This is a genomic window from Limnobacter litoralis, from assembly GCF_030160455.1.
Lineage (GTDB): Bacteria > Pseudomonadota > Gammaproteobacteria > Burkholderiales > Burkholderiaceae_B > Limnobacter > Limnobacter litoralis.
In genome coordinates, this window is sequence record NZ_BSOJ01000027.1 from 34718 (window position 1) to 54819 (window position 20102).

Genomic DNA, 20102 nt, shown 5'->3' on the forward strand with positions numbered 1-20102 from the left:
ATCAAAAACAAATCAGCACCAAAGGAGATTTTCCATCATGCGTTACCCCAACCCCAGCTGGATGAATTCGGATCTGGAACTTTACCGCAGTAATGTACGCCGTTTCGTGGAAGAAGAGATCAAACCGAACCAGCAAAAATGGGCCAAACAGCAGCACGTCGACCGTGAAGTGTGGCTGAAGGCCGGCGAACTGGGCGTGTTGCTGGCTGACGTGCCAGATGAATATGGTGGCGCAGGTGGCGACTTTTCACACATGGCGGTGCTGTTTGAAGAGCTGGCCTATTCCGGCGACCGCTCGTTCGGCGTGCATGTGCATGCCATTGCCGCACACTACATTCTGAACCACGGCACTGAAGAGCAAAAGCAATACTTTCTGCCCAAAATGGCCAGCGGCGAGATGATCGGTGCGATTGCGATGAGTGAACCCGGTGCGGGCTCGGACCTGCAGGGTGTGCGCACCACTGCCGTTCGCGATGGCAACCACTATGTGGTCAACGGCTCCAAGATTTTCATTTCCAACGGTTACCTGGCCGATGTCATTGTGGTGGTCTGTAAAACCGATCCGGCTGCAGGTGCCAAGGGCACCTCCCTGTTGCTGCTTGAAACACGCAACGCCGAAGGATTCAAGGTAGGCCGTATTCTGGAAAAGCTGGGGCAAAAGGGGCAAGACACCTGCGAACTGTTCTTTGACAATGTGCGCATTCCTGCGGCCAATCTGCTGGGGGCCGAAGGTGCAGGCTTTGTGCAGTTGATGCAAGAACTGCCCTACGAGCGGCTGATGCTGGGTGTGGGCGCCATGGCCATTGTCGAAATGGCCATTGAAACCACGCTGGAATACGCGAAAGACCGCAAGGCCTTCGGCAAGGCGATTTTTGATTTCCAGAATACCCGCTTTAAGATGGCCGAATTGAAGTCGCAGGCGGTGGTTGCGCGTGCCTTCATCGACAACTGCATTGAAAAACTGATCGCAGGCAAGCTGGACACCGTCACCGCGTCAATCGCCAAACTGCACATGAGTGAACTGGAATGCAAAACCATCGATGAATGTTTGCAGTTCTTTGGCGGCTATGGCTACATGCTGGAATACCCCATTGCCCAGATGTACGCCGATGCACGGGTGCAGCGCATTTATGGCGGCACCAGCGAAATCATGAAAGAAATTATTGCGCGTTCGCTGTAAGTTCTTCGGTCGTAGGCTGTCGGCCCTGCATACGGGCCGACAGAAAGGCACCCAGCCTTTCAACCGCCCGCTCAGCGGTTTTCAGCAAGTCGGCATTCATCTGGAAGTCGTGCCAGTAGTTCTCGTAAATTTCAACACGCACGGGCACCTCAAAAAGCCTGGCCCTTTCGGCCAGTCTCATGCTGTCGTCCAGCAGCACTTCACGGTCGCCCACCTGAATCAACATGGGCGGTAAATCCCGCAAGTTTTGCTCCAGTGGATGGTGGGCCCAGTCGGCTCGGTTGAACTGATAGGCATCCAGACCACGGGCCAGCAGGTCGTAACTCAACATGGGGTCTTCGTCGTCTTTGCTGCGCAGCGTGGTGCCACGCAGGGTGCCGTCGGTCATGGGTGAAAGCAAAGCCAATGCGGCGGACATTTCCCACTCGTCACGAATGCGAAGGCACAGGGCCAGCGACAGCATGCCACCCGCAGAATCACCAGCAACTGCAATTTGACGGGCCAGGTAACCCATGCGGCGCAAATCTTGATGCACTGCCAGTATTTCATCAATCGCTTTGGGGTATGGGTTCTCGGGTGCCAGTGAATAATCCACCACCGCCACAGACGCGCCTGTCATGCGGGCAAGCCGACTGGTAATCGAGCGATGCGACTTGGCGCTGCCCAAACAGAACACACCGCCGTGCAGGTAAATAATCACGCCCTTGGGGTCGCAATGCAAAGACTGAACCCACTCCACGGGGGTGTCACCCAAGCGCCGCTGCGAAATTCGAACGCCACTGACAGGGCGCAGCTTGCTGGTGATCTGGTCGAAGGCCTTGCGTTGAAGGTCAAACCCAAAATTCAGGCTGCCTACACCGCGAAACGCCACTTGAATGGCCATGGCCAGCGCCGTGCGTTTGATGTCCTCAAGGCGGCCAGCCTGGTATCGGTATAGCTGGTTCAGGTAGTAGTTGTCCGGTTGCTGCTGCGCCATGGTATCTGATTGATTTTTTGTTATACCCACTCCACTTTAATTCAAAAATTAAGCGGGAGGTGGATGTCTTCGCCGTGCAAGAAGAATTCAGGGATTTAACGATTTCTTTACGAGAATCCACTTTTTTCGTCTGGAAAATTTACGCAACAGTTCAAGACAATGAAGCCTGTCTAAACCACAGGAAACCATCATGCTCGAAACCTGTTTGCTCTACGCAGCGGTGCTGATACTGGGCTGGCCGCTTGGGCATTATCTGGCGGCTGTCATGCGGGGAGATCGAAGCCGTGCAGAGCCACTGTTTGATCTGATCGAAAAGCCCATTTATGCAATGCTTGGCAAAGCCGCGCGTCAACCCATGTCACTTCGGCAGTACCTGACCGCATTTGTTGCTTGCAACGCCGCACTGGGTCTGACGGTGTGGATGGTATTTATGTTTCAGGGCCATCTGCCATGGAACCCAAATCATGCCCCAGGCATGTCCTGGGATCTGGCCTTGCACACAGCCATTTCTTTTTTGACCAACACCAATCAGCAGCACTATTCGGGTCAGGCTCAATTGTCTCTTTTGTCGCAGGCGTCCGCCATCACAGGATTACAGGTCGCTTCGCCGCTGATGGGATTGGCTATGGCCTGTTGCATGTTGCGGCTGCTTTTTGGCAGACAGGATGAACCAAACAAACCACAAAATTTTTGGGTGGACATTGTGCGTCCAGCCATTCGCCTGCTCTTGCCAGCTGGCTTGGTACTCTCCGTTTTACTGACGTCGCAAGGTGTACCAGCCACGCTGTCAGGTGGACCCCAATTCAGACCACTGGACACCACTTGGAAAAACCTAGCGCAAGTAGTGCCTTTGGGCCCAGTTGCCCCCATGGTTGCAGTCAAACAGCTGGGTACCAATGGCGGTGGCTGGTATGGCCCGAACAGTGCAGCACCGCTTGAAAACCCGACACCACTGTCCAACTTTCTGGAGACTTTGGCCATTTTATTGATGCCTGTTGCTGTCGTGTTTATGGTCGGTCCGTTCACAGGGCGCAAACGACTGACCACCCTCATCATCGGAGTCATGATCGCCATGTCGATTGGGGCGAGCGCCGCATCGATCGCGGCAGAACATAATTCCCCAGGTTTGCAAGGCGCAAGTTGGATGGAAGGCAAGGAGCAACGCTTCAATGTCGACGAATCAGCGCTGTGGTCGAGTTTGACGACCCAAACCTCGAATGGCTCGGTCAATGCCATGATGGATTCGATGGCCCCGCTGACCATTCTGGTCGCACTGTGCAACATGATGATCAACAGCACGTTTGGCGGTGTAGGTTGTGGACTGCTGCAGTTTTTCGTCTACCTGATGCTCACCGTGTTTCTGGCTGGCTTGATGACCGGCCGCACACCTGAACTGTTCGGTCGAAAAATTGAGGCAGGCGAAATACGCTGGCTGGGAGTTCTCATCCTGTTGCAGCCTTTAACTGTGCTGGGCCTGTCTGCAATCACCTTTTCTTTTCCAGGCTTGGCCGCAACCAGCAACCCGGGCTTTCACGGCTTTGCCCAGGTGCTTTACGAGTACACCTCGGCGTATGCAAACAACGGCTCAGGCCTTGAAGGTCTGGGTGACAACACAGTTTGGTGGAACGTCAACGCTTCGATTGCTCTGTTGCTAGGCCGCTTTCCTTCGCTGATGATTCCTGTGGTGTTGGCATGGCGCCTTTCCCGAAAACCTCTGGTACCTGAAAACGCTGGCTCATTGCAAGTTGAAAGCATCACATTCGGACTGGTTCTGATTGCCACAATCCTGATCCTGACTCTGCTTCAATTCACGCCTGCGCTGATGCTGGGCCCCGTCGCAGACCACTTTGCCCTGACAATAACTGGAGTCAAGCCATGAATATGCGTTATGAAATCGCTCTGGAGACCTTTAGAAAACTGTCACCCACCAAAGCATTCAGCAACCCGGTTATGGCCATCGTCTGGATCGGGACCTGGCTTAGCTTACTGCTGGCACCGAGCAACAACCTGGGCTGGGCCTTCGGGATTGCTGTCTTTGTGGCCTTGCTGACTACAGTGCTGTTTGCAAACTTTGCAGAGGCGGTTGCCGAAGCGCGCGGCAGGGGACAGGCCCGCGCCTTGCGAGAAGCACGCAAAGACCTGATGGCCAATGTCCTGCTTCAAGACGGATCGGTGCAGATCAAGCCTGCGTCGGCACTGCAGTGTGGCGACCGAGTACGTGTCAGCGCAGGTGAGCAAATACCCGCCGATGGTGAAATTGTTCAAGGCTGCGCCTCCATCAGTGAGGCTGCAGTTACCGGTGAATCAGCACCCGTTCTAAGAGAAGCAGAGACCGACCGTTCCGGAGTGATCGGCGGCACGCTGGTGATGTCAGATCAAATTGACGTTGAGATTACCGCAGCACCGGGTGACAGTTTTCTGGACAGAATGATCAGCCTTGTGGAAGGCGCAAACCGTCAAAAAACGCCCAACGAGATTGCCCTGGGTCAGCTGCTGATCATCATGACCTTGACCTTTCTGATTGTGGTTCTGACTCTGCCGTTTGTTGCACGGCAGCTGGGCCTTCAGATCAACCCGTTGATTCTGATCGCACTGCTGGTGTGCCTGATCCCAACGACGATTAGCGGTCTGCTGCCGGCCATTGGAATTGCCGGCATGAACCGGGCTTTGAAGCACAATGTGCTTGCAAAAAGTGGCAAAGCTGTCGAGGTGGCTGGCGATCTGGATGTTCTAATGCTCGACAAGACGGGCACCATCACTCACGGAGACCGCATGGCAACGCGCATCATCCCTTTGGGACGATACACCGAAGACACCGCCCGACGCATCAGTTATCTCACCTCGGCCATGGACCCGACTCCTGAAGGAAAATCCATCGTAACGCTGGCGGGTGATCAAGCCGAATGGAAAGCCACGCTGACAAACGCCGAATTTCTGCCCTTCAGTGCGACCACCCGCATGTCCGGGTTGAATCTATCCAATGGTGTTCAATTGCGCAAAGGGGCAGCCGATTCCATCACGGCGCATTGTGCGCAATTGGGCGGCCGAATTCCCCCCAAAACTGAGAGTCTGGTTGAGGAAATTGCCCGGGCTGGCGGCACACCGCTGCTGGTGTGTGAGGACGCAGACATTGTGGCCGTCATAGAGCTTTCGGATGTCGTAAAGCCTGGCATTCAGGCACGTTTCGCACGGTTGAGAAGCATGGGCATACGCACAGTGATGATTACCGGAGACAATCCACTGACGGCGGCAGCCATTGCTGCCAAAGCTGGAGTGGATGACTACATGGCTCAGGCACGCCCCGAGGACAAACTGGCACGAATACGGGAGGAACAGGCTGCAGGTCACCTGGTCGCCATGGTGGGCGATGGCACCAACGATGCACCTGCGCTTGCTCAAGCCGACATCGGGCTGGCCATGAATTCGGGCACGCAAGCCGCACGCGAGGCTGGCAACATGGTTGACTTGGACAGCAATCCGACCAAATTGCTGGAAGTGGTTGAAATCGGAAAACAGCAGCTGATCACCCGCGGAGCACTGACCACCTTTTCACTGGCCAATGACGTGTCGAAATATTTTGCGATTTTGCCGGTTCTGTTTGTTCCAATTTCCCCGGGTATGGCCAGTCTGAATGTGATGCACCTTGCCAGTACGAGTTCGGCCGTTCTGAGCGCCTTGATATTCAACGCCATTGTGATCCCTTTGCTCATTCCGCTGGCCTTGAAGGGCGTTCCCTTTGTGCCAGGCCCAGCGACCAATTTGCTTCGCAGAAACATGCTGGTTTATGGAGCGGGTGGTGTGCTGCTGCCATTCATCGGCATCAAGCTCATTGACCTAGCCCTTCAATTTATAAGATTTTGAAAGGACCTGACTATGAAAAGCGCAACTATTGAGCTGGTCCGACCAGTAATTGGACTTTTAATTGTCACCCTGGGGGTATTCGGGCTTGTCTACACCCTCTGCGGAACAGGAGCCGGGCAACTGCTGTATCGCGAACAGGCCAATGGCAGCCTGATCATTCAAAATGGCACAGTACGCGGCTCTTATCTGGTCGCACAAGCCTTTCCGAACCAGCAATATTTCCTGTCCAGACCTTCTGCAGCGAACTATGATCCGATGACCATGGGTGCCAGCAACATGGCCTTAAGCAATCCCGCTTTAAACGCCAGAATCCGGAAAGACGCATTAGACCTCCGCGCTCGATTGGGTCTGGAACCCAAACAAACAATTCCTGCTGATTTACTGACTGAATCTGCCAGCGGAATCGATCCAGATATCAGTGTTGAATCGGCCCTGCTCCAACTGCCTGCCGTGGCCAGTGCGCGTCATGTTTCGACGCAGCGTTTGCAGTCCCTGGTTTCGGAATTGACGCAGACTCCGCAATTCGGTTTACTGGGTGAGGCACGCGTCAATGTGATGCAACTCAACACCCATCTCGATCAACTGGACAAAGTAAAAAATTGAATCACACCATGAACAGGGCTGATGCACTCGTCCAGGAACTGAACAAAACTGCCAAAGGCAGACTGACCGTATTTTTGGGTGCGGCACCAGGAGTCGGAAAAACCTTCGCGATGCTGCAACGCGCCCGGGAGCTTTTGCAAAACGGTACAGACGTGGTGATCGGAGTGGTGGAAACGCACGGACGCGGTGAAACTGCGCGGCAAATGGAAGGGCTGCCTGCCCTGCCCATGATGGACATCCACCACCAGGGCCAAATACTCAAGGAATTTGATCTGGAGGCCGCCCTAAACAGGCGCCCCTCGCTCATATTGATCGATGAACTGGCGCACAGCAACGGACCAGGGTGTTTGCACGCTCAGCGCTGGCAGGACGTGGAATCGTTGCTCAAGGCAGGTATCGATGTGTATGGCACTCTGAACATCCAGCATCTTGAAAGCATCAATGATCAGGTCCATCAGTTGACCGGTGTCAGAGTGCGTGAAACCGTGCCCGACACCCTATTCGACCATCTTCGGGATATTCGTCTGATTGATTTGCCACCGGATGACCTCCTCGAGCGCCTTCAACAAGGAAAAATTTACGCACCACACATAGCAAGGCAAGCAATGACGGGATTCTTCACACCCGTCAACTTAAAGGCACTTCGCGACCTCGCCATTGACAAGGCTGGTCAATTGATTGATCAGGATTCCCGCATGGCGCTTAGCGCCAATGGACGCGAATCTGCACCGATGAGAAAAACCGTCCTGATTGTGCTGGACGGATCCGAACGCAGCGAATACATGTTGCGCGCGGGCGGACGTCTTGCCGAAAGACGCGGTGCACGATGGATCGCCCTGTGTGTCGTGAGTCGAAATGCCCATCTGGATGACACTCACAGGGCGCGTCTGGATCAGTGGAGTGACTTGACGCGCAGATTGGGCGGGGAATTTGAGGTGGTTCATCACTCCGACAGAATTCATGCCATTTTTGAGGTAGCAAGGGTAAGACAAGTCACCGCCATACTGGCTGAACGTGGTCATGAGGGTTTAATAGCAAGGCTTTGTCGGCGAACGCTGGCGGATCAGCTGCTGCACCGGGGAAGGCAATATGAAATCACGCTGATTGCTTCAGACGATTCCAGACCTGCAAAATCGATTTTGCGGGCAAACCAGGTGCCCTTTGCTGACTGGGCATTTGCAGTACTCTGCAGCATTCTGGCGGTTTTGACCGCGTGGGCAGCCGACAGCCTTCTGGCCTTCAAAGACCTGTCAGCCATTTTCCTGATCGCAGTGCTGGTGGTTGCCACGCGGACCGGAAGAAGCGCGGCTACACTGGCTGCAGTAACGTGTTTTCTGGCCTACAACTACTTTTTCATAGAGCCTCGTTTTACTTTCGAAATATCCGCAGAACAAGGGATTATCACCGTATCGGGTTTTCTGGTGACTGCATTGATGGCTGGTGGTCTGGCCTCGCGTATGCGAGAACAACTGGACGCTTTGCGGGCAGCCAATGCCTACGGCATTGCCTTGGAACAACTCACCCGGCAACTCTCGACAGCCACCGACATACATGCGGTTCTGGAACGTGGCGCGAGGGCATTGGCTCAATCCAGTGGGGCTCGTGTCTGGTTGAGGGTAGGTACCTTGGCTGAAACCCAAGCAGAATTCACCTTATCCGAAGATCCGAAAATTCGGCATGCTGCAAGCCTTTGTGAATCCACACGGGAAGAATGCGGACGCTTCACCAACACATTGGCCGGCGCAGAATGGCTATTCATGCCCATGCCGGCCAGCAACAGCGGATCGGAAGGAGTCGCAGGATTTTGCTTCCCGGCCAGTCAGAAAAGCCTGTCCAATGAAATGGCTACGCTTCTGAAGTCGATGACCCAAAGTATCGGTGATGCAGTGATGCGCACCAGGCTGGTCAATGAGCTGGAGTCAGCCAGAGTGATTTCTGAAACTGAAAAGCTTCGTTCGGCACTGCTCTCATCGGTGTCACATGACCTGCGCTCCCCACTGGCGGCCATGGTAGGCGCTGCCGAAACGCTGGACACTTTCCAAACAAGCCTTCCGCCGGAGGATCATGCAGCACTTCTGGACACCATTTTGCAAGAAGGTCAACGCTTGGACCGCTACATTCAGAACTTGCTGGATATGACCAGACTGGGACACAACGGCCTTGCCTTAAAGCGTGAATGGACCTACGTTGAAGATCTCGTTGCCTCTGCAGTCCAGAGACTTCAACGCTACCACCCGGGCCAAACCATTGAAGTACAAATTGAAGACGGATTGCCTCCACTTCATGCCCATCCGGCCCTGATTGAGCAGGCTTTGTTCAATGTGATTGAAAATGCAGCCAAGTTTTCTCCAATTGGCGAAGCGCTGGAAATAAGAGTAGCCCGACAATCAGACAAACTTCAAATTGAAGTGACCGACAAAGGCCCTGGCATACCTGCCGATGAAAGAGCAAAGGTGTTTGACATGTTCTACACCATGCAGCGCGGCGATCGGGGTACTCAAGGCACCGGTCTTGGACTGACCATTGTGCAAGGCATTGTTGGTTCACACATGGGCGAAGTCACTGCCCTGCCCGGTCCAGATGGCCAGGGTACAACGTTGAGAATATGCTTGCCCTTGAGTGTTGAACCCAACAGCTCCTCGGTTGATTACACAGAATGACAGAAGCCACCACTGCAAAAATACTAATCATCGACGATGAACCCCAAATCAGGCGGTTTCTGGGCATCAGCTTGCGTGCCGCTGGTTACCGCACCTGCGAGGCAAGCACTGGCGCAGAGGGGCTCGGCGAGCTGGCAGCCTCTCAACCGAATTTGGTCATTCTTGACCTGGGACTTACCGACATGGATGGCGGAGAGGTACTGGAACACATCCGAACCCTGTCTGAGGTACCTGTGCTGATACTCTCGGTGCGCTCTTCAGAGCAGGAAAAAGTTCGGCTACTGGATATTGGGGCCAATGACTATTTGACCAAACCGTTCGGACTTCAGGAAATGCTGGCCAGGGTTCGGGCACTGCTGAGACATCACCAACCCAAAGACACGGACCCGAGCGGGCTTTATGACGATGGACACCTTTGTATCGATTTGAAAAACCGACAGGTTTGGCTGGAGGGCCTTGAAGTCAGTCTGACCAAAAAAGAATATCACTTGCTGTCGATTTTGGTAAAAAACGCAGGGCGAACGCTAACCCAACCACAACTGCTGAAAGAAGTGTGGGGGCCAAGCCACATTGAAGACACACATTATCTGCGCGTGGCGGTCAGTAAAATCCGAAGCAAACTGGGTGAGGACGCGCTGAACCCCAAATACATCATCACTGAAAACGGTGTGGGTTTGAGGTTTCGATTCGCTCCAACCAGCACCTAGATCACAAAATCGTTGACGCTCATGCAGGGCAGCAGTAAACTCGCACCACTTTGTAAATTTGGAGATCCGAGTGGGAACCTCTTGTGGTGACAGTAGTCGATCGTTGATATCGATCGCAACCCGCTTGGCCTGACGGTAAATCCAGTTTCTACTGCATCCACCGTTAAGCCCAGTGTTTAAACGGTGGTAATTCTGTAACAAATTCCTGTTACAAATTCCTTCCTTTTTTGAGTGAACAGATCGCCTGGCACACGCACGGATAGTTTGTCCGTCGCCTGTGTATGCCTTCCGTGTGTCTCAAGAGTTAATGGCTCACCCAGCTATTCCTGTTCGTATCAGTTATAGGGCCCCTGTCAGGAGCACACAACAATGAACCTCGCCCTCTTGAAAGAATTTTTTGCCGGCTTTTTGCGCAATCGCCACCTGGGTCGCCATTTCAAGCGTCTTGCCCTACTGGAGACCCTGCCTCAGTCTGAATTTGGCCGGACATTACCGCCGCAGTTGACTCAACATCTGGTCAAGGCGGCGCGATTGAACAATGATGAATTGCTAAAAAGCCTGCAAAGTCACAGCGATGGTCTGTCTGAGCCGCAGGCTGACCTGGTGCGCCGCCGCGTGGGTTACAACGAGGTTGAACATGAAAAGCCCCTGCACTGGCGCGTGCACCTGTGGCAGTGCTACCGCAACCCGTTCAACCTGCTGCTGACCCTGCTGGCCATCGTGTCTTTCCTGACACACGACATGAAGGCCACCACAGTTATTTCGACCATGATCGTGCTGTCCACGCTTCTGCGCTTCTGGCAAGAGGCCAAGTCCAACAAGGCGGCCGACGCCTTGAAAGCCATGGTCAGCAATACGGCCACAGTCAGCCGCCGCGATGTCACCGAGGACGCCGCTGAGGTGTTCGAGCAATTTTACGGCGCCAAGATTCAAGCGAAATCAGCCCGCCGCGAGGAAGTGCCCATCAAGCTGCTGGTGCCGGGTGACCTGCTGATTTTGTCGGCTGGCGACATGATTCCTGCCGACTGCCGCGTGCTGTCCGCCAAAGACCTGTTTGTATCGCAAGCCGCCATGACCGGGGAATCTCTGCCCGTTGAAAAGTTTGCGGCACAACGCGATGCAAGCACCATCAACCCGCTGGAGCTCGACAACATCTTGTTCATGGGTACAAACGTGGTGTCAGGCGCAGCCACAGCCGTGGTGCTAAGCACGGGTAACCGCACCTATTTTGGCGCGTTGGCCAGCCGCGTCACCGCCACCGACCGCGCGCCCACCTCCTTTCAAACTGGTGTGAACAAGGTCAGCTGGGTGCTGATTCGCTTCATGTTGATCATGGCGCCATTGGTGCTGTTCATCAATGGCTTTACCAAGCACGACTGGATGGAAGCCCTGCTGTTTGCCATGTCGATTGCCGTGGGCCTGACCCCCGAAATGCTGCCCATGATCGTGACCTCTACACTGGCCAAGGGTGCGGTGTTTCTGTCACGCAAAAAAGTCATCGTAAAACGCCTGGACGCCATTCAGAACTTCGGCGCGATGGACGTGCTGTGCACTGACAAAACAGGCACCCTGACGCAAGACAAGATTTTTCTGGCACGGCATGTGGATGTGTGGGGCGAAGAGGCCGATGAGGTGCTGGAAATGGCTTATTTGAACAGCTACTACCAGACGGGCCTGAAAAACCTGCTGGACGTGGCGGTGCTGGAACACGCCGACGTGCACCGTGAACTAAACCCCGCACGCAACTACCGCAAGGTCGACGAAATTCCGTTCGATTTCAACCGCAGGCGCATGTCTGTGGTCGTCAGCGAACGTGAAGACCACCACGAACTGATCACCAAAGGCGCGGTTGAAGAAGTGTTGTCCGTGTGCACCCACGTCCGCCATGGCGAAGGGGTTGAACCCCTCTCGCAAGCGCTGCTGGATCGCATTCGTCAGGTGACTGGCGACCTGAACGAAGAAGGCTTGCGCGTGGTGGCCGTGGCCGCCAAGGAAATGCCACCCCGCCGGGAGAACTACGGCATTGCCGATGAGTCTGGCTTGACCTTGATTGGTTACGTGGCCTTTTTGGACCCCCCCAAGGAATCCACAGCCCCTGCCCTGGAAGCCCTGGCCGCGCATGGCGTGGCCGTGAAAGTGCTGACTGGCGACAACGAACTGGTGACCGCCAAAATTTGCCGCGAAGTGGGCCTGGAGCAGCGCGGTGTGCTGATGGGTGGTGAAATCGAGCGCATGAACGACGCGGAACTGGCCAAAGCGGTGGAAGACAACAATGTGTTTGCCAAACTGACACCGGCCCACAAAGAACGAATTGTGCGCATGTTGAAAGGCAACGGCCATGTGGTGGGCTTCATGGGTGATGGCATCAACGACGCCCCCGCCCTGCGTGCGGCCGACATCGGCATTTCAGTGGACACCGCCGTGGACATTGCCAAAGAAGCCGCCGACATCATCTTGCTGGAAAAGAGCCTGATGGTGCTTGAAGAAGGCGTGCTGGAGGGCCGCCGCACCTTTGCCAACATGCTGAAATACATCAAGCTGACCGCAAGCTCCAACTTCGGCAACGTGTTTTCAGTGTTGGTGGCCAGTGCGTTCATTCCGTTTTTGCCCATGCTGCCCATGCATTTGCTGGTTCAAAACCTGTTGTACGACATTTCACAAATTGCGGTGCCCTTCGACCTGGTTGACGATGAAATGCTGACCAAGCCACTGACCTGGCAGCCCGCTGAAATTGGCCGTTTCATGCTGTATTTCGGGCCGCTCAGCTCGGTCTTCGACATCATCACGTTTTTGATGATGTGGTTTGTGTTTGGTGCCAACAGCCCTGAACACCAAACCCTGTTCCAGTCTGGCTGGTTCGTCATGGGCTTGCTCACGCAAACGCTGATTGTGCACATGATCCGCACGCCCAAGCTGCCGTTCATCCAAAGCCGGGCGGCCACGCCGTTGATCGTCATGACCGGCATCATCATGGCAGTGGGTATTTTTCTGCCCATGGGGCCCTTGGCGCATTACTTCAAGCTGCAGGCCCTGCCGCCGCTTTACTTTGCGCTGACTGCGCTGATTGTGGTGGGTTACATGGCACTGACACAGGCTGTGAAGGGCTATTACGCGCGTCGGTTTGGGTGGAATTAGAGTGTTGGCTTGATTTAGATCAAGACGCCAATGTTTGCTTTTTGTTAAAAATTGCTTAAGCCAATTACAAAAAGCCACACGGGGGGCGAGCTATGTCAATTCATCAAATCCGTTTATCCAATCAGCCAGCAGTGCTTCGGGCATTGCTGCTTGCTGGCGCCATTCTGAGCCTGTTCGCCACAAACAGCGCTCAGGCAATCCCAGTGTTCGCACGCCAAACCCAACAAAAATGCGTGGCTTGCCACGCAGGCGGGCAGTTTCCAGAGCTGACTCCGTTTGGTCGCCTGTTCAAGGAAACGGGCTACACCATGGGCGAGCGCACCATGCCCTTTTCGGTCATGGCGCTGGCAGAGTACGCCAAAGTGGCCAGCACGCTGGACGCTGCACCCGCATGGATGCAGTATGTGCCCGTTGGCTCACCCGGTGCCTATCAGTTCACCGATGCCAACACACCCTACCCCACCACCGCGTCTGACAGTGGGGTGGCCGGTTTAACAGCCTACGCTCTGTGGAACAGTTGCGTGTATGCAGAATTTGGCCTGTATCGCACAGCCAACCAGATCTTTTCAATCTTGAACGCGGGTACACCCACGGCCGACACCACGCAGTTGCAGGGTTTGAACAACCCCTACTGGCGCCTGGCCTACACCAAAGACTGGGGCAGCCAGAACATCATGGTGGGCACCAGTGGCATGCTGGCCGACGTGTACGACGGCACCACTACCCCCACAGACGGCAATGCTTACCAGCACAAAAAGAGCATTGGACTGGACATGCAGTATCAGTATTTGGGCGATCCCAATGTGGTGTCTGTGCAGATGGCCTACATGCGCAACACGGTTGACGATTCAGTCAACGGTGGTGGTGGCCCATCGATTGACACGCCCCGCACATTCCGCAGCAAACTGACGTATGTTTACCAGAATACTTACGGCGGCGATGTAGCCTATTTCAACCTGATCGACGAAAAAGACCGCACGCAAGAGAAGCAAGGTCTGACCTATGAGCTGTTCTGGATACCGGTGCAAGACATTCGGGTGGGCCGCTTACTGAGCCAGTGCAGCTTCCTGGGGCTGTTCAGACCTGGGCAGGGACTGCAGGGCAATTTCAGCTTCGTGCATGATGCGCTGAGTCAGCGAGGCCACCGTGGGCACATCGCTGACCAAACCCTGTACCTGGCCGATCAGTTGAACACCGCGCTGGTGATCGCCTTCAATCGTGGCGCGTTTGATGGACAAAATGGACGCGCCAAAAAATGTCACTTTCAAGGTTTGTGCAAACCCCATTTTGAACACGTCGCGAATCAAACTGCCCACAGGGCGACGGGTGTCTCGGGCGGCCTGCAGGGCACGCCACACGGCACGCCACAATGACAATTTTTTGGCGGTTACTTTTTTCGCGTTGGGCGTGGCCATGACGCGGCAGGGCATGCTGTCAAAATTCGCGTTGTAAATCGTTTCTTCAACCTGCTTGTCGACGATCATGCTTTTGGTGGTTTGATGCACAGGGCTTTCTTGTGTGGCAGCCCAGCGCGTGCCCATGGCCACGGCATCGGCGCCCAGCGACAAGGCCGCCACCAGCCCTGCCCCACTGCCAAACCCACCTGCGGCAACAATCGGCAGGTTGGTCACCTGCCGAATGGCGGGTATCAACACAAGCGAGGTGACCGAACCGCCGTGCGCAGCCGCTTCATGACCCGTCACCAGCAAAGCATCCACACCCGCCTTTTGGGCACTCAATGCATGTTTGGCAGACACCACCGTGGCAATCACCTTCCCGCCATAGGCGTGTACCCGTTCACACACATCGGCACCGCTTCCCAGTGAAAAATTCACCACGGGTACCTGCTCGGCCAGGGCAACCTCCAGATTTTCACGGGCGCCCGGCATCAACAAGGCGCAACCAATGCCAAAAGGTTTGTCTGTCAGCGATTTCACCCGCCGAATTTCATCCAGAGTTTGCGCAGGCGTCAAATGGCCGATGGCCAGAATACCCAAGCCACCTGCGTTGCTGGTGGCAGCCACCAGATCGGCGTTGGCCACATAGGTCATGCCGGGGCACAGCAGCGGATGTTCAATACCAAACAGTTCAGTGATTCGAGTTTTCATGACAGACCAATGGATTGGAAAAAGAAAAACGGCGGCATTGCGCGAACAATACCAGCCGTTCCTGTTTTGGATATTACTTCAAAGTAGCTTTACTTGGAAGTTGCCCCGACACCCACGCCAACGCCGGCGTCAACACCCAACTTCTTGCCGCTCACGCCCAGGTCAGCCTTTGCACCCGCCTCGGCCTTTGCATCACCATCTGTTTTCATGTGGTCTTTCATTTTGCCTTTCATGTGGCCCTTCATGTGCTCCTTGTCATGGCCCTTCATGTTGCCGTGCATTTGGCCTTTCATGGCGCCATCGGCTTTCATTTCAGCGCCCTCTTTCATGCCCATGCCACTGTGATGCTGGTCCATTTGGGTTTCACCTTTGGCACTCATGTGTGCGTCATCGGCGTGCGCCAAAGCTGTAAACAAAGCCATGGATGAGAATGCTGCAATTGCGAGTTTTTTCATGTGGATCTCCTTGGGTAGTACATCAACAGGTTGCTTGTTTCGTGATGGCCTTGAAACTTTGATACAGTAACAGCCTGGGCTGTACCTTGTCATAGTTTGCATGATTGCCACAACAAAGGGATTAACGTGAGAATTGCGTTATTGGATGACGAACCCTCGGAAACAGCCCGCCTGAGCGAGTTTTTGCAAGGTGCCGGGCACAGCACGGATCTGTTTCAGGACCCCCGCCTTTTTGTCAAACACCTGCACCGCGAAACATTTGACCTGATCGTCATTGACTGGCAAATGCCCGGCATGAGCGGACTTGAAGTGCTGCATTGGATCCGCAAGGCCATGCAATCCGACACGCCCGTCATTTTTGTGACCAATCTTGGGGGCGAGGCCAGCATCATGGAAGGACTGGACAACGGCGCTGACGATTACCTGACCAAGCCCGTGCGCAAAGGCGAGTTTTTAAGCCGTGTGCATGCCACGCTAAGACGTGCCCAACCCGCTACAGCCCCGAAAGCCACTGAGACCTACGGGCCCTACACATTCAAAGCGCTTGAATCCATCGTGCGTTTGAACGACGAGGACATCGCGCTGACGCCCAAGGAACTGAACTTGTCACTCTTGCTGTTTCGCAACGCAGACAAAGCCCTTTCAAGAACCTACATTCAACAACACGTTTGGGGCAACGACAACATCACGACGCGCTCGATGGACGCGCATTTGTCGCGCTTGAGAACCAAACTGCACCTGAACGATGCTGAACAGGGTTATCACCTGATGCCCATTTACAATTTCGGATACCGACTGGTTGCCACCCATGCGACACACTCCGTTTAAGACCTTTACCCTGCTTTTTGCTTTGGCTGGTCTTTGCAGCCCGGCAATCTCGGCCGACAATGGCAATCTCGACTACACAGTGATCAAGGGCGACACCATCTGGACCTTCTCTCAGGTCTACTTGAACGGCGATGAAGCCTGGAAAGAGGTGGTGAAGTTAAATGCGGTGAAAAACCCGAAACTGCTGCAACCTGGCACTCATTTGCGGATTCCGGTCAACCTGTTGAAGCAGGAGCGCAGTCTGGCCACCATTGTTTCCAGCACTGGGCCTGTCAACCTGATCCCTTTCGGACAAACTGCGCACGCTGCAAAAGCGGGTGAAACCGTGGCCTACAAAGACCGCCTGAGCACCGGACCACAAGGTTTTGCCAGCATCAAGCTGCCCGACGGCTCAATCATCAGCTTGCCCTCCAACACCGAGGTGCAAGTCAACGCACTGGCCAAATCAGCCTTCAAAAACCGAATTGAGTCGGATCTCTCTGTGCAGCAAGGCAAAGTGGAGGCCATCGTAACCCGGCAAAAGCAGGATGACCGCTTCATTTTGCGCACGCCTCAAGCCATTGCTGGCGTGCGTGGCACAGAATTCCGATTTGGACTCGGTGAACAAGACAACACCCTGCTGGAAGTGCTCGACGGGGCCGTGGCATTGGGTGCGCCACAAGGCAAGCAAGAACAATTGGTGCGAGGGGGCGAGTTGGCCAGCGTTGATTCGCAAGGGCAACTCAGCACAACCAGCCTGCCCACTGCGCCGCGCTGGAATATCGACAGCAGTATTCAGGTTTCAGAGCAGGTGGATCTTGCCTTGGGCGACACACCCATGGCTGCACCCAATGTGCACGTTACCGTGGCCGACAACACCGCCTTTGACAATCCACGATTCGAGACACGCAGTGCAAACCCGGTGATTAATATCCCCGACCTGCCAGACGGCGTGTGGTTTGCCAAAGCGGCTTACACCCTACCCAACGGTGCAGAGGGTGAGGCCCAAACCCTGATGATCGACCGGCTGACTGGCAAAGGTGGTAAAAGTCCGTCGGCCATTCAAACAGATCCCAATGGCCGTTCAGTGACTTTCAAATGGGTGCCGCTTGGTCAAGCACAGCGCTATCAACTAAGGATTACACCCTCAGCAAATGCACCGGCCATCCAACAAATGACTCAAGCACCCTCTGCCTCAGTGTGCTGTCTCAAGCCAGGCGCCTATGTGTGGCAGGTCAGCTACTTCGACAGTTCAAACACCTTGGTGCATGAAAGCCCTGCACAAACACTGCTGGTGGGTCCCAAGGTCAGTCTGCCGTCCGCGCCCAAAAGCCAGTGAATGACCCTGAAAAAAAGCCGGCACTGCTCAGGCCCCAGATCATTCTGGCGGCCTGGCTGATTTTGTTTTGTGTGCTGTTCTCGTTCAGCAAAGCCCCCGAAACACTGAACCGGCTTTTTGATGACCTGGCACTCAGCCAGTTCCACAGAAAAGTAGATCCCCAACTGTTGTTGATCTCCATTGATGACAACAGCTTGAGCCAACTGGGTCAGTGGCCCTGGTCTCGCGCCCTGCATGCTCAACTGATTGATCGCCTTTCAAAGTCTGAGGTGAAGGCGGTGGCCCTGGACATCGTGTTGACCGAGCCTGCAAAGGCACCGACCGAGGACAAAGCACTTGCCGACGCAATTTCGACTACACGCATGCCTGTCTTTTTGCCCGCCATTCAGGCGGATCGGGCCAATTTGCCCGGATTGCGAAACGGGTGGCTGACACCCAGCGAAACCCTCAAAAGCAAGCCCGGCCAATGGGTTGACATCGGTGTCCATGTAGACCCTGACGGCATACTGCGCAGCTTAAAGACGCCGCAAAGCGATGCGGGCGCAATGCCCTCTTTGTCGTGGGCAATGGCAAACAGCGCCCTGCCCCAAATTTCACCCCAGCCTGCTGGAGTGTGGCACATTCCGTTTGCCGGCCCCGGGGGGTCAGTGCCTGCGGTGTCTTACGTGGAGGTGCTGAAAGGACAGGTTCCCAAAAGCCTGCTTGCGGGCAAACTGGTTTTTGTGGGTGCCACGGCAGCGGGTCTTCAGGACCTTTTTATCACACCAGGTGGTGGCTACATGCCCGGGGTTGAAGTGCATGCCCAAGCCACAGACGCACTTTTAAAAAATCTGCACTACCGGCATCTTTCAACGGCATGGTCATGGGTTTTAGCGGTGCTGGCCGTGATTGGTTTGCTTCGTCTGTTCGGTCACAGTGCAAGCCGACAACTTGCATTGGGCGTGCTGATGTTCATTCTCGCCATTTTGGGCGTCATGTGGATCGGCGTTGCCGCGAAGGGGGTGTTCATCGCCCCGGCTCAAGCCCTGTTTGCCGTATTGATGGTGTACCCGCTCTGGAGCTGGCAGCGTTTGGAGTGGGTGTCCCGCTTTGCAAGCGAACAACTTGAAAAGCTGCACCCCGACAGGGCACTGGGCAATCTGTTCGGTTGGTCCGCGCCGCGCAGCCTTCACGCCGCCGAAGACCCATTGAGCGCGAAATTGCGAACCATCGAGGCGCTGCACACCCTGATTGGCGAGTCCGAAACTTTTTTCAGGACCATTCTGGAAGAACATCCGCACCCCGTCATGATTGCGGACACGCATCACCGCCTGGTCAAGCTCAATGAACTGGCGCGTCAACAGTTTGCGCTGACTGAGGGTGCAACACTGCCAGAATTTTGGGGATCAGACACCTGGAACAGCCTGCTGACAGCGCATGAAAGTCAGGAATTGACACTTCAAGTCCAGTCGGGTCAGTCACGCATCTTCTCAGCACAGGCCTTTTCAATTGCCAGCGGGAAAAATCAGTTTACTTTGCTGCTGCTGATCGACCGAACCGAGGAAAGAACCCTTCAACAGCAACGCGACGACACCATCCGGTTTTTGTCTCACGACCTGCGGGCACCCCAGTCCAGCATACTCGCAATGATCGACGACGCCAGAGAACAGACCTCCGAGTCGGACAATCGGCCCTTGCTGGACAAGATTGCCGCTGCCGCCCGACGCACCCTGAGCATGGCGCAAGGTTTTCTGGAAGCCCAGCGGGCCGAGCACAACACGGTCAATCTGACGGAAGTGCAAATCAACAACCTGGCTTTGGAGGCGATTTATCAAGCCAGTGCCAACGCAAAAAGGGCTGGAGTCACTCTGACGCTCGAAGAAAACAATGCCCTGTATTACGTTCAGGGCGATCACGAACTGCTGGCGCGCGTGCTACAAAACCTGCTCGACAATGCCATTAAGTACAGCCCAGCCAAAGGAAGGGTGTGGGTGCGTTTGTCGACGAATCACGAACAGTCACCCGGCATGGTTGCAATCGAAGTTGAAGACGAAGGGCCCGGCATTCCAGCCACACAACGCGAACAGATATTCAAACCCTTCGTACAAGGCGATGCACCCAAGGGTGACAAGGGCATCGGCTTGGGTCTGCACTTCGTCCAACAGGTTGCCCGGCAGTTGGGGGGCAACGTTGCCTGTTTGGCCAGTCCGATGGGGGGCGCCTTGTTTCGGTTGGAACTGCCCTGCACCGACGTGGAATCGCTTTAAGCCGCTTTCAAAATGCCATCGGTTT

The 20102-nt window shown here is 55.0% G+C and carries 13 protein-coding genes; 10 read left to right on the forward strand and 3 right to left on the reverse strand.

The features are described from left to right. Positions 1–37: 37 nt before the first annotated feature. Positions 38–1180, forward strand: a complete 1143-nt coding sequence (locus tag QQJ87_RS11080) for an acyl-CoA dehydrogenase family protein (RefSeq protein WP_284281791.1) — start codon at positions 38–40, stop codon at positions 1178–1180. Here the strand turns inward: QQJ87_RS11080 and QQJ87_RS11085 are convergent. Further along, positions 1161–2156 carry an alpha/beta hydrolase gene (locus tag QQJ87_RS11085; protein ID WP_284281793.1) on the reverse strand — a complete coding sequence of 332 codons (996 nt, stop codon included), beginning with the start codon at positions 2154–2156 and terminating at the stop codon, positions 1161–1163. The two genes, QQJ87_RS11080 and QQJ87_RS11085, sit on opposite strands and share 20 nt — an antisense overlap. 190 nt (positions 2157–2346) lie before the next feature. Here QQJ87_RS11085 and kdpA point away from each other — a divergent pair, with 190 nt between their 5' ends. From kdpA to mgtA, 6 genes are all read left to right on the forward strand, one after another. Continuing rightward, positions 2347–4035, forward strand: a complete 1689-nt coding sequence (kdpA, locus tag QQJ87_RS11090) for a potassium-transporting ATPase subunit KdpA (protein ID WP_284281794.1) — start codon at positions 2347–2349, stop codon at positions 4033–4035. Further along, the gene (kdpB, locus tag QQJ87_RS11095; protein WP_284281795.1) at positions 4032–6017 is read left to right on the forward strand and encodes a potassium-transporting ATPase subunit KdpB; all 1986 of its coding nucleotides are present in this window, start codon (positions 4032–4034) and stop codon (positions 6015–6017) included. The genes kdpA and kdpB overlap by 4 nt, the downstream gene beginning before the upstream one ends. Positions 6018–6029: 12 nt before the next feature. Next, positions 6030–6620 (forward strand): potassium-transporting ATPase subunit KdpC, encoded by a 591-nt coding sequence (gene kdpC / locus QQJ87_RS11100; protein WP_284281796.1) that lies wholly within the window; start codon positions 6030–6032, stop codon positions 6618–6620. Between the two features lie 8 nt (positions 6621–6628). Further along, positions 6629–9280: a sensor histidine kinase gene (locus tag QQJ87_RS11105; RefSeq protein ID WP_284281797.1), complete on the forward strand. Its 2652-nt coding sequence runs from the start codon at positions 6629–6631 to the stop codon at positions 9278–9280. Continuing rightward, positions 9277–9987: a response regulator gene (locus QQJ87_RS11110; RefSeq protein ID WP_284281798.1), complete on the forward strand. Its 711-nt coding sequence runs from the start codon at positions 9277–9279 to the stop codon at positions 9985–9987. Before QQJ87_RS11105 ends, QQJ87_RS11110 begins: the two co-directional genes overlap by 4 nt. 369 nt (positions 9988–10356) lie before the next feature. Next, positions 10357–13122, forward strand: a complete 2766-nt coding sequence (gene mgtA / locus QQJ87_RS11115) for a magnesium-translocating P-type ATPase (protein ID WP_284281799.1) — start codon at positions 10357–10359, stop codon at positions 13120–13122. Between the two features lie 1046 nt (positions 13123–14168). Here mgtA and QQJ87_RS11120 read toward each other — a convergent pair. Together QQJ87_RS11120 and QQJ87_RS11125 are read right to left on the reverse strand one after the other, a co-directional pair. Beyond that, entirely contained in the window at positions 14169–15230 is a 1062-nt protein-coding gene (locus QQJ87_RS11120) for an NAD(P)H-dependent flavin oxidoreductase (RefSeq protein ID WP_284281800.1), read from the reverse strand. An 89-nt stretch (positions 15231–15319) separates the two neighbouring features. Then, positions 15320–15685, reverse strand: a complete 366-nt coding sequence (locus QQJ87_RS11125; protein ID WP_284281801.1) for a hypothetical protein — start codon at positions 15683–15685, stop codon at positions 15320–15322. Between the two features lie 126 nt (positions 15686–15811). On the opposite strand from QQJ87_RS11125, the gene QQJ87_RS11130 reads away from it, so the two are divergent. Genes QQJ87_RS11130 through QQJ87_RS11140 form a run of 3 tightly spaced genes read left to right on the forward strand, consistent with a single transcriptional unit; the run spans position 15812 to position 20077 of the window. Beyond that, entirely contained in the window at positions 15812–16513 is a 702-nt protein-coding gene (locus QQJ87_RS11130; protein ID WP_284281802.1) for a response regulator transcription factor, read from the forward strand. After that, positions 16494–17831, forward strand: coding sequence for a FecR family protein (locus QQJ87_RS11135; protein WP_284281803.1), 1338 nt, complete (start codon positions 16494–16496; stop codon positions 17829–17831). Before QQJ87_RS11130 ends, QQJ87_RS11135 begins: the two co-directional genes overlap by 20 nt. Continuing rightward, the gene (locus tag QQJ87_RS11140; protein ID WP_284281805.1) at positions 17828–20077 is read left to right on the forward strand and encodes a CHASE2 domain-containing protein; all 2250 of its coding nucleotides are present in this window, start codon (positions 17828–17830) and stop codon (positions 20075–20077) included. Before QQJ87_RS11135 ends, QQJ87_RS11140 begins: the two co-directional genes overlap by 4 nt. Positions 20078–20102 lie beyond the last annotated feature (25 nt).